The sequence below is a fragment of the Arthrobacter sp. SW1 genome (assembly GCF_001766675.1).
Taxonomy (GTDB): domain Bacteria; phylum Actinomycetota; class Actinomycetes; order Actinomycetales; family Micrococcaceae; genus Arthrobacter.
The window spans coordinates 196,872-208,730 of the sequence record NZ_MJLT01000034.1 but is presented as its reverse complement, the minus strand read 5'-3'; the positions used below and the strand labels follow the sequence as shown (position 1 = coordinate 208,730).

At 67.6% G+C, this 11,859-nt stretch carries 13 protein-coding genes; 3 read left to right on the top strand and 10 right to left on the bottom strand.

What is annotated here, in order from left to right; all coding sequences use genetic code 11:
- Positions 1 to 41: 41 nt before the first annotated feature.
- From BIU82_RS12780 to BIU82_RS12770, 3 genes are read right to left on the bottom strand one after another with little or no spacing between them, the layout of a single operon-like run.
- A complete protein-coding gene (locus BIU82_RS12780) occupies positions 42 to 875 on the bottom strand; it encodes an exodeoxyribonuclease III (protein WP_070349830.1) in 834 nt (277 codons plus the stop codon).
- A 9-nt stretch (positions 876 to 884) separates the two neighbouring features.
- Entirely contained in the window at positions 885 to 1,457 is a 573-nt protein-coding gene (locus tag BIU82_RS12775) for a hypothetical protein (RefSeq protein ID WP_070349829.1), read from the bottom strand.
- A gap of 20 nt (positions 1,458 to 1,477) precedes the next feature.
- Positions 1,478 to 2,548, bottom strand: a complete 1,071-nt coding sequence (locus tag BIU82_RS12770) for a LacI family DNA-binding transcriptional regulator (RefSeq protein WP_070349828.1) — start codon at positions 2,546 to 2,548, stop codon at positions 1,478 to 1,480.
- 113 nt (positions 2,549 to 2,661) lie between these two features.
- Between BIU82_RS12770 and BIU82_RS12765 the strand changes: the two genes are divergently transcribed.
- Together BIU82_RS12765 and BIU82_RS12760 are read left to right on the top strand one after the other, a co-directional pair.
- Entirely contained in the window at positions 2,662 to 3,741 is a 1,080-nt protein-coding gene (locus tag BIU82_RS12765) for a C45 family peptidase (protein ID WP_070349827.1), read from the top strand.
- 27 nt (positions 3,742 to 3,768) lie between these two features.
- Positions 3,769 to 5,082: an MFS transporter gene (locus BIU82_RS12760; protein WP_253182772.1), complete on the top strand. Its 1,314-nt coding sequence runs from the start codon at positions 3,769 to 3,771 to the stop codon at positions 5,080 to 5,082.
- A 62-nt stretch (positions 5,083 to 5,144) separates the two neighbouring features.
- On the opposite strand, the gene BIU82_RS12755 is transcribed toward BIU82_RS12760, so the two are convergent.
- The 6 genes from BIU82_RS12755 to BIU82_RS12730 all read right to left on the bottom strand — a co-directional run bounded on the left by BIU82_RS12755 (position 5,145) and on the right by BIU82_RS12730 (position 10,251).
- Positions 5,145 to 6,002 carry an ABC transporter permease gene (locus tag BIU82_RS12755; protein WP_070349825.1) on the bottom strand — a complete coding sequence of 286 codons (858 nt, stop codon included), beginning with the start codon at positions 6,000 to 6,002 and terminating at the stop codon, positions 5,145 to 5,147.
- Positions 5,999 to 6,838 carry an ABC transporter permease gene (locus BIU82_RS12750; RefSeq protein ID WP_070349943.1) on the bottom strand — a complete coding sequence of 280 codons (840 nt, stop codon included), beginning with the start codon at positions 6,836 to 6,838 and terminating at the stop codon, positions 5,999 to 6,001. Before BIU82_RS12750 ends, BIU82_RS12755 begins: the two co-directional genes overlap by 4 nt.
- A 16-nt stretch (positions 6,839 to 6,854) precedes the next feature.
- The gene (locus BIU82_RS12745; RefSeq protein ID WP_070349824.1) at positions 6,855 to 7,784 is read right to left on the bottom strand and encodes an ABC transporter ATP-binding protein; all 930 of its coding nucleotides are present in this window, start codon (positions 7,782 to 7,784) and stop codon (positions 6,855 to 6,857) included.
- Positions 7,785 to 7,946: 162 nt separating this feature from the next.
- The gene (locus tag BIU82_RS12740; protein WP_070349823.1) at positions 7,947 to 8,246 is read right to left on the bottom strand and encodes an SHOCT domain-containing protein; all 300 of its coding nucleotides are present in this window, start codon (positions 8,244 to 8,246) and stop codon (positions 7,947 to 7,949) included.
- 182 nt (positions 8,247 to 8,428) lie between these two features.
- Positions 8,429 to 9,094: a response regulator transcription factor gene (locus BIU82_RS12735; RefSeq protein ID WP_070349822.1), complete on the bottom strand. Its 666-nt coding sequence runs from the start codon at positions 9,092 to 9,094 to the stop codon at positions 8,429 to 8,431.
- Positions 9,091 to 10,251, bottom strand: a complete 1,161-nt coding sequence (locus tag BIU82_RS12730) for a sensor histidine kinase (RefSeq protein ID WP_070349821.1) — start codon at positions 10,249 to 10,251, stop codon at positions 9,091 to 9,093. Before BIU82_RS12730 ends, BIU82_RS12735 begins: the two co-directional genes overlap by 4 nt.
- Before the next feature lie 183 nt (positions 10,252 to 10,434).
- Here BIU82_RS12730 and BIU82_RS12725 point away from each other — a divergent pair, with 183 nt between their 5' ends.
- Positions 10,435 to 10,878, top strand: coding sequence for a CHRD domain-containing protein (locus BIU82_RS12725; protein WP_070349820.1), 444 nt, complete (start codon positions 10,435 to 10,437; stop codon positions 10,876 to 10,878).
- Positions 10,879 to 10,959: 81 nt separating this feature from the next.
- Here BIU82_RS12725 and BIU82_RS12720 read toward each other — a convergent pair whose 3' ends face one another.
- Positions 10,960 to 11,853 carry a bifunctional methylenetetrahydrofolate dehydrogenase/methenyltetrahydrofolate cyclohydrolase gene (locus BIU82_RS12720; protein WP_070349942.1) on the bottom strand — a complete coding sequence of 298 codons (894 nt, stop codon included), beginning with the start codon at positions 11,851 to 11,853 and terminating at the stop codon, positions 10,960 to 10,962.
- Between the last annotated feature and the right edge of the window lie 6 nt (positions 11,854 to 11,859).

Sequence of the window (11,859 nt, the reverse complement as noted above, 5' to 3'; positions counted from 1 at the left end):
GGTGTCCTTGGGTGGCGGCAGTCCATGCTGCCGTCCGGGGCTTAGAGCCGGTAGTCCACTACCAGCGGGGCGTGGTCGGAGAAGCGGGTGTCATAGGACGCAGCCCGGTCCACCACCGCCACGATTGCGGCGTCGGCGAGGCCCGGGGTGGCCATGTGGTAATCGATGCGCCAGCCAGTGTCCGTGTCAAAGGCCTTGCCGCGCTGGGACCACCACGTGTAGGGGCCGTCAATGGCTCCCGCCAGGCCCCTGTGGACATCCCTCCATCCGATTTCCTCGCCGAAGAAGCGGTCGAAGTAGGCGCGTTCCTCCAGGAGGAAGCCTGCCCGCTTCGTGTTGCCCTTCCAGTTCTTGATGTCGAGTTCCGTGTGCCCGACGTTGAGGTCGCCGACCACCAAGGCGTGGTCGCTGTGCTTGGCGAGCTCCGGCAGGCGGTTGATCATGACGTCCAGGAAGCGGTACTTGTCCACCTGCTTGGGGGTGTCCACCTCACCGGAGTGCACGTAGGCGCTGACGACGGTCAGGGTGGTGTCCGCGCCGGCAGCGGTCTTGACGGTGAAATCGGCCTCGACCCAGCGGCCGGCAGTGGCGAAGTAGTCGTCGCCGATGCCCACGCGGGTGGCAACCGGTTCCTGGCGGGAAGCGATGGCCACACCTGCGCGGCCCTTCGCCTCGGCCTCGGCGTGCAGGATGTGCCAGCCTTCGCCGATCAGTTCGCGGACGATCGCGTCAGGTGCGCGGACTTCCTGCAGGCACAGGATGTCCACATCCCGGGGCTCCAGCCATTCGGCCATGCCCTTGCGGTAGGCGGCCCGGAGGCCGTTGACGTTGACCGTTGCGATGCGAAGGAAATCCTTCTTCAATGCCGTGCTCACCCGCTTACTCTAATCGATGATGGTGCCGGTCACGGGCTCGCCGGAATCACCCGGGGACTTGATCATGTCGCGGGCGTTGGAGGACGTAATGGCGATGGTCTCCAGTGCCCGGTTGATGGTGTCCTGGTTGGCTTCCCCGCCCTTGGCGCGCTCGTCCTCGATCACGCGGACCTGGACCTGGACGATCTTGAAGGAGTGGTCCAGCTTGAGGTCGCGGATATCGTCCGCTTCGCTGCGCTCAGCCACCACCCGGGTGCCGCCGTGGTCGGCGCTCGATGACGACGGCGCACGGCCGGTTGCCGCGTTGAAGGCGTTCTGCGCTTCCGAGAACTTCTGGCTGGCTTTGCGCGCTGCCTTCTGGATGCTGAACACCACGAAGGCCGCGAGGAGCAGCCAGCCCAGCGAAATGACGGCGACGATCCAGCCCACGACGTCGTTCTGGTTGGCCGCGAAGATCACTGCCACCAGGAAGGCGATGAGCACCACGGTCATGCCGAGCCCGCCGATGCGGAAACCCTTGAACAAGCCCTGCGCAGGGGCCTGGGACGGAACGGAAGACTGGGGGTCGCCAAGAGATTGCATTCCCCCATTGTCGCAAACTCTCACGGGCGCCCGGGGACGCTTCCACCTCGGGCGAACAACCCTGCCGTGGACTCCCGTTCGTGGAAGAGGGCCGGCAGTAAGCGGGGGCCGGGATACGGCTTTCCGTCCATCAGTGCGCAGAGGGTTTCCACGAGTGCCTGCGCCGCCGCAGTGGTGTCCACGTCCAGTCCGGAGATGGCCGGCTGGCTTTGCCGGGTGTGCTCGGAATCCGCGCCGCTGCACAGCAACACATCCTCGGGAATCCGCAGGCCTTGCTCCTGCAGGAACTGCGCCACCCCGCTGGCGTGGCGGCCGGTAAGGCAGTACACAGCGCCCTGCCCTCCGCCGGCCAGGACGCCGTCGGCGAGGAACCGCGCCGCCGCTTCCCGGCCGCCGTCGACCCCTGAGCGTTCCGGCACGTGGTACACCCGGGGCGCCAGCCCGCGCCGGGCGCACCATTCGAGGTACGCGGCCTCGCTGTCGAGGTTCCATGCGTTCCTGTCCGTACCGCCGACATAGCTGACCTCCCGGGCGCCGGCTGCGGCGAGATGGTCCAGCACACGCTCCGTCGAGGCGGCGTCGTCGTGCGAGACCCAGTGCTGGAAGTCGGGGCGGCTGGGGTCGCGATCCCAGGTGACGTACGGGATCCGCCGCTTGCGCAGGAGGTCCACCACGGGGTCGTCCAGGTGCGGGGTGAAGACGATGTAGCCGTCCAGGGACATGGAGAACGGCGGCAGCTTGCCGCGGCTGAGGTCCGGGACGAGCATGAGGCCCAGGTTCCGATTGAGGGTTTCGGCGGCGGCGGCGCCGGCGATGCGCATGAAGACGTCGACGCCGTTGGGCCCGTAGTCGCCCAGGCTGTCCAGCGAGCGGAACACCAGCCCGATGGCGTCCATGCGGGAGCTGCGGAGGCCACGGGCCATGGCGTCGGCCACGTAGCCCATCTCCTCCGCGACGGCGCGCACGCGTTCGCGGGTGGCATCCCCGATGGCGCCCTTGCCGTTGAGGGCGTGCGAAACGGTGGTGATGGAAACACCGGCCCGGCGGGCAACGTCCCGGATGGTCACTCCCGCGTGCGGATCCCTGGCCATGCTGCGCTCCTTTTCCGTAACTTTCCGGCAATTATACAAAAACGTTTTTGTTCCGTAGCTTGGGCGCTGTTAGTGATCCACGTCATCCCGACGGCATCCGAAGGAGACCCCAAATGCAGCTTCACCGCCACACCTCCACAGCGGCCGGCCCCCGCGAGCGCGGCCTGGACCTCGGCCGTAGCTGGGATGCGCAGACCCGCCGCACCGCGAAGCTGTACCAGGATTTCTTCGCAACGATCGGCATGGACCCGCAGTCCGTGCGCTCCATCGCCGAGCGCAGCCACGAGGCACTGCGGGCGTGGAGCCCGGCGCTTGCCGAGGAAGCTGAGGGCTGGGCCGACGGTGCCGGACTCGAGCCCTGGGAGTTTTCCGTGGTGGCCGCCCGCACCGAAATCCTCGCCGCGGCACCGCGCAAGACCGGTTCCCATGAATGCTCGACGGCGGTCTACGCGCCTGCCGGGCCTGCCGCACCGCAGACCATGCAGACCTGGGACTGGCATGACGACCTGACGCCCGAGGGCCTGCTGCTCGAATTCAGCCCGGCGCCCGGGCGGACCGTCAAGATGTTCACCGAGTTCGGCACCGCGGCCAAGATCGGCGTGAACAGCGCCGGGCTCGGACTGCACTTCAACATCCTGTCCCACGCCAGCGACAACGACTCCGCGGGCGTGCCGGTGCACGCGATCGCCCGCCGGATCCTGGACGAAGCCGCCACGATCGACGAGGCCATCGCGATCGCCGCTTCGGCCACCGTCAGTGCGTCCACCGTGTACACCGTCTTCACCGCAGCGGACGTTCCCCGGCGGGCCGTGAGCATCGAGGTCTCCCCGGCGGGCACCGCCGTCGTGGATGCCGCAGAGGATGGCTGGCTGCTGCACACCAACCACTTCCTGGATCCGGAACTTGCCCGGGAGGACGGCATCGATGCGGAGGCGCTCAGCACGCAGCGGCTCGCGCACCTGGGTAGTGTGGCAGCGGACCTCGCCGGACTCGGGGTGGCCGAGCGCGCCCGCACGTTCTGCGGTACCGCCGGCGGCTCCGCCGTCGTGTGCTTCCACCCGGACACCGCGGTTCCCCTGCACGAACAGTGGCGCACCCTGCTGACCATCAGCGTGGACACCTCGGACTGCACCCTTCACTACGCTGCCGACAACCCGGCCGAGGCCGCCCGGACCGGCTTCAGCACCTTCTGACCCCCAACTCCCCTGAAAGGACCTCCTGTGTCCCACGATCTTCGACCCGGCGCTGTGTCGAAAACCCGCCCTCCGGTCTCGGCCGCCCGCACCTTCTTCATCTCCTGCTTCGGCACCGCACTGGAGTTCTATGACTTCACCATCTACGGGCTCGCCGCAGCCCTCGTCTTCCCGAAGCTGTTCTTCCCGGAACTTGACGCCCTGACCGGGACGCTGGTGGCCTTCGCATCGTTCGGCGCGGGCTTCCTTGCCCGACCCCTTGGCGGCATCGTGCTGGGCCATTTCGGCGACAGGGCCGGCCGGCGCAACGTCCTCATCCTGACGCTCCTGGTCATGGGCGGGAGCACCTTCCTGATCGGCTGCCTGCCCGGAGCCGACACGATCGGAGCCGCTGCTCCCCTGCTGCTCATCCTGCTCCGGCTCCTCCAGGGGTTCTCCGCCGGCGGCGAATGGGGCGGCGCTGCGCTGCTCGGCATCGAATCCGCACCCGCCGGGAAGCGCGGCCTGTGGGGCAGCTTCACGAGCATGGGCATCGGCATCGGAGTGCTCCTGGGCTCCGGGGTGTTCTCGCTGACGGACGTGTTGAGCGGCGGCCAGATCACCGGCTTCGCCTGGCGCGTACCGTTCTGGATCGGCGGGCTGCTGGTGCTCGTGGGACTCTTCGCCCGCCTGAAACTGCCCGAGGAGGAGCGCCCGGCGGGCGGCGAGGCTCCGCGGGTTCCGCTGCTGGCCGCGCTCAAATCCCGGCCCCGCGAAATCCTGCTCTCGATCGGCGTGAGCTACGGCTACAACACCTTCACCTACATTGCCACTGTGTTCCTGATGTCCTACGTGGTGCAACACGGCTACACCGAAAGCGAGTCCATCACCTTCCAGCTGTGGGGGGCCGTGGCAAGCGTCATCGCGGCCCCGCTGGCAGCCATGCTCTCCGACCGGATCGGACGCAAGCCCGTGATGGTGGGCGGCGCCGCGATGCTGATCGCCTACTTCATCGCCTTCTTCCCGGCAATCGAAGGCCACATCGGCTGGCTGGCGCTGCTGATGTTCACGCTGGGCGGCGCGCTGAACACGGTTCCGCAGGGACCGCTGCCGGCGTTCCTCGGGGAGCAGTTCCCGGCGTCGTCCCGGTACTCGGCGATCTCCGCGAGCTACCAGATCGGCTCGGCCCTCGGCGGCGGCACCGCGGCCACGGTGGCCACGGCGCTGCTGATCGCGGGCAACGGCGATCCCACCGGCGTCGTGGTTTACACGGTGTCCGCGCTGGCTGTGATGGGGCTGTGCTCCTGGGGGCTGCGCGAAAACTCGCGGCTGCCGATGGACAAGATCGACGCCGGCGCCTGAGGCCTGCTGCCCCGGGTGCCGGGCAGCCGAGGCTTCCGTCCGGGGCGGCTTCAGTACGAGTACTACTTCAGGAAAAGCGCCCGCAGTCGTCCCGTCGTGAGCGTGACGCCGATGACGATCATCACCAGGTAGTAGCCGATGTGGATGGCGGTAGCCGGGCTGAACACGCCAACGCTGATCTGCCGCAGCAATTCCACCCCGTGCCAGAGCGGCATGGCCTGGATCAGCCACTGGATGCTTTCCGGGTAGACGCTCAACGGATAGAAGGTGGCGCTGAACAGGAACATGGGCAGCATGAAGAAGTTGATCCAGTCCATCTGCTGGAACGTCTTCATGAAGCTGGTGATCCCCATGCCCAGGCTCGCGAAGCCGAAAGCGATCAGCAGCGACGCCGGGATCATCAGCACCGCCGAGGGCGTGGTGAGCAGCCCCATCACGCCCATTACGGCGGTGAAGCCGGTGGCGTACAGGAAGCCGCGCAGGAGCGCCAGCACGGTCTCACCCATGGCCACATCAAGCGGCCCCAGCGAGGTGTAGAGCATGCCCTGGTACAGCTTGGCGAAGTTCATCTTGAAGAAGACGTTCCACGTGGAGTCGTACACGGCACCGTTCATGGCCGAGACGGCCAGCAGCGCCGGGGCGATATACGCCGCGTAACTGATCATCTGCCCGCCCGGGCCTTCGACGTCACCCACGATCGTGCCCAGGCCCACGCCCATGGCGATCAGGTACAGCACCGGTTCGAAGAAGCCGGAGACCAGGATCAGCCAGGTGCTGCTCTTGGCGGCCATGAGGCCGCGTGCGACGACGGAGCGCACGTTGCGCGAATACAGCGCACCGAATTTCCGTTGCCGGGCAGCCTCGGTGACGCTGTGCGGTTGGCCTTGCGGTTGGCCCTGCCCGGAGGCGATCGTGCTCATTGGCCCATCCTTTTCACGAACTGCCTCCGGGTCAGCACCCAGCCGCTTGCCGCCGTCGCCAGCAGGAACACCACGTGGACCACGGTGAGGACCGGGTTTTCCTCCATGCCATAGGTGAAGACCCGCCCGAGCTCCGTGCCGTGCCATACCGGGGAGATCCAGCCGATCCAGCGCACCGCCAGCGGCAGCGACTCCAGCGGGAAGAACGTCCCGGAGAAGAGGAACAAGGGCACCACGATGAAGCGCTGCACCAGGGCGAACTGCCCGCTGTCCTTGGTGATGCTGGACGAATAGGCCATGAGCGGAAGACCGAAGGACAAACCGGCCACGGTGGCCACGATCGCGGACATCCAGCCCCATCCGCCCGGCGAACCGCCGAACAAGGCCACGATGACGAAGTACGCCACGGACTGAACCAGGAACTTCAACACCGTGGCCAGGACATGTCCGGCGGCGATCTGCTGCGGTTCCAGCGGGGAGGCGTGGGGACCGTAGAACACCCGGCGCCACTTGAATCCGTCCATGATCGGGTAGGAGAAATCCCCGGAGGCAGTCATGACCGCGGCCGAGACGATCAAGGCCGGGGCGATGAACTGCAGGTAGCTCACGCCGCCGAACGCCGCCGCGCCGTTGGCGTCCACCAGGGTTGCCAGGCCGACGCCCATCGCGAAGAGGTAGGCCGCGGGCTGGGCGATGCTGTACATGATGAAGGACCAGGAATAGCCCCGCATCACCCGCAGCACCTGCTCGGCGTAGAAGAAGGCCCCCCAGCGCCGGGCCCGCGCGGCCGAGACGGCAGGAGGATGCGCCCGCAAGGCGGGGGCCGCCGTCGGGATCTGTTTTCCTGTGGTGTCAGTCAATGAGGCTCCGACCGGTCAGGCGGAGGAACACGTCCTCCAGCGAGGAGCGGCGCACCAGGGAGGTCAGCGGGTGCAGGCCGCGGGCGGACACCTGTTCCAGGGCGGCCTCGCCGTCGTCGGCGTAGATCAGCACGCGGTCCGGCAGGGTTTCGAGCCGTTCGCCGATGCCCACGAGCTCGGCGCCGATGGTGGCGTTGCGTTCCGAGCCGAAGCGCAGTTCCAGGACTTCGCGGGTGGAGTGGTCCCGGATCAGGGACGACGGCGAGCCTTCGGCCATGATCCGGCCCTTGTCCACCACGATCAGCCGGTCGCAGAGCTGTTCGGCTTCGTCCATGTAGTGCGTGGTGAGGATGAGCGTGACGCCCTGTTCCTTGAGCCGGAAGAGCCGATCCCAGAGGATGTGCCGGGCCTGCGGATCCAGGCCGGTGGTGGGCTCGTCCAGGAGGAGGATCTTGGGTTCGTTGATCAGCGAGCGCGCGATGGTGAGGCGCCGCTTCATGCCGCCGGAGAGCGCGTCCACGCGGGACTTCGCCTTGTCCGTGAGCTGGGCGAATTCCAGCAGCTCGTCCGCCTTGGGCCGCAGGTAGCTCAGCGGCAGGCCGAAGTACCGGCCGTACACGATGAGGTTTTCGCGGACGCGCAATTCCTCGTCCAGGTTGTCCTGCTGCGGGACCACGCCGAGATGGGCACGGACCTCCGGCCCGTTCTCGTCCGGATCGAGGCCCATGATGTCCAGGGTTCCGGAGGTACGGCGGGAGACACCGCCGATCATCTTCATGGTGGTGGACTTGCCGGCGCCGTTGGGGCCGAGCAGGCCGAAGGACTCACCCGGCGGGACCTCGAAGGAGATGCCGTCGACGGCGGTGACGTCACCGTATTCTTTGCGCAGCATGTCTGCGCGGATCACAGCGTCAGGGTTCATCCGGGTGCTTGGTGGTGTGGTTTCGGAGCGGGTGGCTTCATTCTGCACCCTCAGCACACTAATTGAGTCCACGGAAACGTGAAAGAGCTATTGCACAACTTTCTGGAGCAATCCCGCCCAGCCGCTTGCGCCGCCCGGGTTCCCGGGCGGCACGGCTCCGCGCTACTTCGGGTTCGCGCGCAGCACTTCCAGGCGCTGGCGGTATTCGGTTTCGTCGATCTCGCCGCGTGCGTAGCGTTCACGGAGGACGCCTTCAGCGCCCTGAGTGGCGGCCCAATGGTGGTTGTGCCGCCAGCTCCGGCGCATGAAGAAGACGAAGAAACCGATCACCAGGATCCAGAACAGCGGGATCAGCAGGAACCAGGGCCAGAATCCTCCGCCGTTCCATGGCCCATGGGCGGCGATGCCGGCCGGCAGGTTCGCTGCGACGGCGCCGGCAGCGGTGCTCAATGATGTGAACATGTCAGGTCCAAACTCTTGGCGTTTTCGGGCCCGGCATTTCCGGGCCGTCCAAGCCGTGTTCCGGCTCTGTATCCAGTCTGTTTTTCCAGGCTCCGCAGCGCGTCTGCCCGGAGGAGGCAATCCACGCCTGCCGCCTACTCCCCAGGGAGGCAGGCCCCTGCTCCGGCCCTTGGACGGGAGGCTCAGCCGGTCCAGCCGGGCCGCACCAGGCCTGATTCATAGGCCAACACCACCAGCTGGGCCCGGTCCCGCACCATCAGCTTGTTCATGATCCGGGAGACGTGGGTCTTGGCGGTCAGCGGAGTGATGAACAGGCGCTCCGCGATTTCGGCGTTGTTCAGCCCCTCGCCCACCAGGGCAAGCACTTCGCGTTCCCGTTCCGTGATCTGTTCCAGTTCCGCGGGTTCCGCGGCCGCCCTGCTGTGCACTGCCAACTGGGCCATGATGCGTCGGGTCACTGACGGCGAGAGGAGGGCGTCGCCGTCGTGCACTACGCGCACCGCACGGATCAACTCCGCAGGTTCCGTATCCTTCAGCAGGAAGCCGGCGGCGCCGGCACGGACGGCCTCGGCGATGTATTCGTCCAGTTCGAAGGTGGTGAGGATGATGATCCGGGTGCCTGCCAGGCGCGGTTCGGCGAGGATCCGGCGGGTGGCGTCCAGGCCGTCGCCGTCGGGCATGCGGATATCCATGAGCACCACGTCCGGAGCCTCGCGGAGTGCCTGCGCGACGGCGTCCCGGCCGCTGCCTGCCTCGCCCACCACCTGCATGTCAGGTTCGGCGTCCAGCAGGGCGCGGAAGCCGGCGCGGATGAGGGTCTGGTCGTCGGCCAGCAGGATGCGGATCATGGCTCGGTCCTTTCCCCGGCGGGGAGCCTGGCTTCCACGCGAAGCCCTGGATGCAACGGCAGCAGGGCGAGCGTACCGCCCAGCGCCTCCACGCGCTCCCGCATACCGGTGAGTCCGTTGCCGGGCGCCGCGCTCCCCTGTTTCGACTGGTCCAGGCCGGCGCCGTCGTCGTCGACCGTCACCTCAAGCGTGTCCCCGGCCAAGGCGAGCCGCACGACGGCGGTCTCCGCGCTGGAGTGCCGGCGGATATTGCTGAGCGCCTCCTGGACCACCCGGTAGGCCGCTTCCTGGGGTGCCGGGGCCACGGCGGAAGGATCCGCGGAAGCCGCCAGCTCAACAGTCAGCCCCGCCTGCCGGGCGTGCTCCACGAGCTCCGGAATCCGCGCCAGTCCGGGCCGGGCGCCCGGGTGCAGCGGAACATCTTCCCGCAGGACCCCCAGGAGCTGGCGGACCTCGGCGAGGGATTCCTTACTGGCTGCCTTGATGGCTTCCAGGGCCGGGCGGAGGCGCTCGGGATCCTCGCTTCCGAGGTGCAGCGCCACGGAGGCCTGGACGTTGATCATGGAGAGCGAGTGCGCCACGACATCGTGGATGTCCCGGGCGAGAGTGAGGCGGTATTCGTCCTGGGCCGCTTGCTCGGCGGCCGCGCGCCGTCGCCGGTATTCGGCGATCCGTTCCCGCCGCCGGCGGATTCCCTCACCGAGAAGGACGAGGATCACAGCCCAGCCCGCGGCCGCCGAAGACCGCAAGGGCCACGCGGGGTCGCCACTCAGCAGCGCCCAGCTCAGTACGACGGCGGCAGCACCCGCTGCGCCCGACCATGCCAACCAGCGCAACCCGGCAGCCGCCGTCAGCACGAGCGACACCGCGAAGGAAACCACCACGGGACCCCATGGATACCCGGCCAGGAGGTAGGCAAGAGCGGCGGCGAACGTCAGGGGAACCATGAGCGCCGGCATACGGCGGCGCAGCAGGAGCGCGGCCGGGCCCGCCAGCAGCAGGACGAAAGCCAGGGCGTCCAGTGAGCGGCCGGAATCCTGGTGACTGGCCGCGAAGGCCGTCCCAAGCACTTGAACCAAAGCCACGGCAAGGGCGATGAAGGACGTGGGCGGACCTGTGCGCCGCATTCTGCGCCTGAAGCCGTCCCGTGCCTGCATGATCCGAGACTATCCCCCGCGGCGCCCGGCGTCGTCGGGCGGACGGTGTAGGCCAGGTACTCCCCCGGGAGTAGCACGGGGCGCTGTCGCGCGGGAAGGCGCCGCGGCGTAGCGTGGGACTTCCGGGACACTCCGCCCGATGCCTTTTGCCTGTTCAGGCTTCCGCCATAGGAAGGACACCTCATGCCCGCTACCTTCAAAGCCATCGCCGCCCTCGGCGCCGCCACCGCCCTCGCACTGGCCGGCGCCGGCCCCGCCGCCGCAAAATCGTCGGGCACTCCGACGATCCCGCTTAACCCCGGACAGGTGACCGCTAAAGCAAGGACAGGCGCCAGCGGCTTCTTCTCCTACCGCATCAGTGGCGGCGCACAGTTCTGCTACACCCTCACAGTGCGCAACCTCACCGGCCCGGATGTTGGCGCCGAGATCGGCTTTGCTCCGCGCAACGCCGACGGTCCCAGGTCTTTTGGGCTGATTACCTCGACCGGAACCGATTGGACGATTGATACATGCATGACGCTGCCGCCCGTGGATCTTGAGGCCATCGCCGCCGATCCTGGGAGCTATTACGTCAACGTTTACAGCACCACGTTCCCGGGCGGCGAGATCCGCGGACAACTGAAGTAGGCGCTCCAGTACCCCGGAAAGACGGCGACGGCGGCAACCAGTGTGGTTGCCGCCGTCGTCGGGCGTGTGTTCAGGTGACGCTTAGGCGCGGTCGGCTGCCCGTTCCGCGGCTTCCACGACATTGGTCATGAGCAGGGCGACGGTCATGGGACCGACGCCGCCCGGGTTCGGCGAGATGTATCCGGCGACCTCGGCCACGGCGGGCTCGACGTCTCCGTAGATCTTGTTCTTCCCGGTCTCCGGATCCGTTTCGCGGGTGACACCGACGTCCAGCACGGCGGCGCCGGGCTTCACGTCTTCGGCCTTGACGATGTGCTTCGCCCCGGCGGCACCCACGATCACGTCGGCCTGCTTCAGCAGTTCGGACATGTTGGGGGTGCCCGTGTGGACGACCGTGACGGTTGCGTTGATTTCGCGGCGCGTGAGCAGGAGCGGCATCGGCCGGCCGATGGTCACGCCGCGGCCGACGACCACCACGTGCTTGCCCTTGAGGTCGTAGTCGTTGCGCAGGAGCAGCTCGATCACGCCGCGGGGCGTGCACGGCAGCGGCGTGTCGATCTTGCCGTTGACGTTGAGCACCAGGCGCCCGAGGTTGGTCGGGTGCAGCCCGTCAGCGTCCTTGGCGGGATCGATGCGCTCGAGGATCGCGTCCGTGTCCAGGTGCTTCGGCAGCGGCAGCTGCACGATGTAGCCGTGGCAGGACGGGTCCGCGTTGAGCTCGTCAATGACGGCTTCGACCTGCTCCTGGGTGGCGTCCGCCGGCAGTTCCTTCTGGATCGAGTTCATCCCGATCGCCTTGGACTGCTTGTGCTTCATGCCGACGTACAACTGCGAGGCCGGATCGGCGCCGACCAGCACCGTGGCGATGCCCGGGGTCACGCCACGGGCCTTGAGCGCGGCAACGCGTTCGCTCAGTTCGGCCTTGATGGAGGCAGAAGCTGCCTTGCCGTCGAGGATCTTGGCGGTCTGTGCCATCGATGC

Bases quoted from the DNA above. Each gene is read 5' to 3' on its own strand.
- BIU82_RS12775 (WP_070349829.1), bottom strand. From the start codon at position 1,457: ATGCAATCTCTTGGCGACCCCCAGTCTTCCGTTCCGTCCCAGGCCCCT.
- BIU82_RS12770 (WP_070349828.1), bottom strand. From the start codon at position 2,548: ATGGCCAGGGATCCGCACGCGGGAGTGACCATCCGGGACGTTGCCCGC.
- BIU82_RS12765 (WP_070349827.1), top strand. From the start codon at position 2,662: ATGCAGCTTCACCGCCACACCTCCACAGCGGCCGGCCCCCGCGAGCGC.
- BIU82_RS12755 (WP_070349825.1), bottom strand. From the start codon at position 6,002: ATGAGCACGATCGCCTCCGGGCAGGGCCAACCGCAAGGCCAACCGCAC.
- BIU82_RS12745 (WP_070349824.1), bottom strand. From the start codon at position 7,784: ATGAACCCTGACGCTGTGATCCGCGCAGACATGCTGCGCAAAGAATAC.
- BIU82_RS12740 (WP_070349823.1), bottom strand. From the start codon at position 8,246: ATGTTCACATCATTGAGCACCGCTGCCGGCGCCGTCGCAGCGAACCTG.
- BIU82_RS12735 (WP_070349822.1), bottom strand. From the start codon at position 9,094: ATGATCCGCATCCTGCTGGCCGACGACCAGACCCTCATCCGCGCCGGC.
- BIU82_RS12730 (WP_070349821.1), bottom strand. From the start codon at position 10,251: ATGCAGGCACGGGACGGCTTCAGGCGCAGAATGCGGCGCACAGGTCCG.
- BIU82_RS12725 (WP_070349820.1), top strand. From the start codon at position 10,435: ATGCCCGCTACCTTCAAAGCCATCGCCGCCCTCGGCGCCGCCACCGCC.
- BIU82_RS12720 (WP_070349942.1), bottom strand. From the start codon at position 11,853: ATGGCACAGACCGCCAAGATCCTCGACGGCAAGGCAGCTTCTGCCTCC.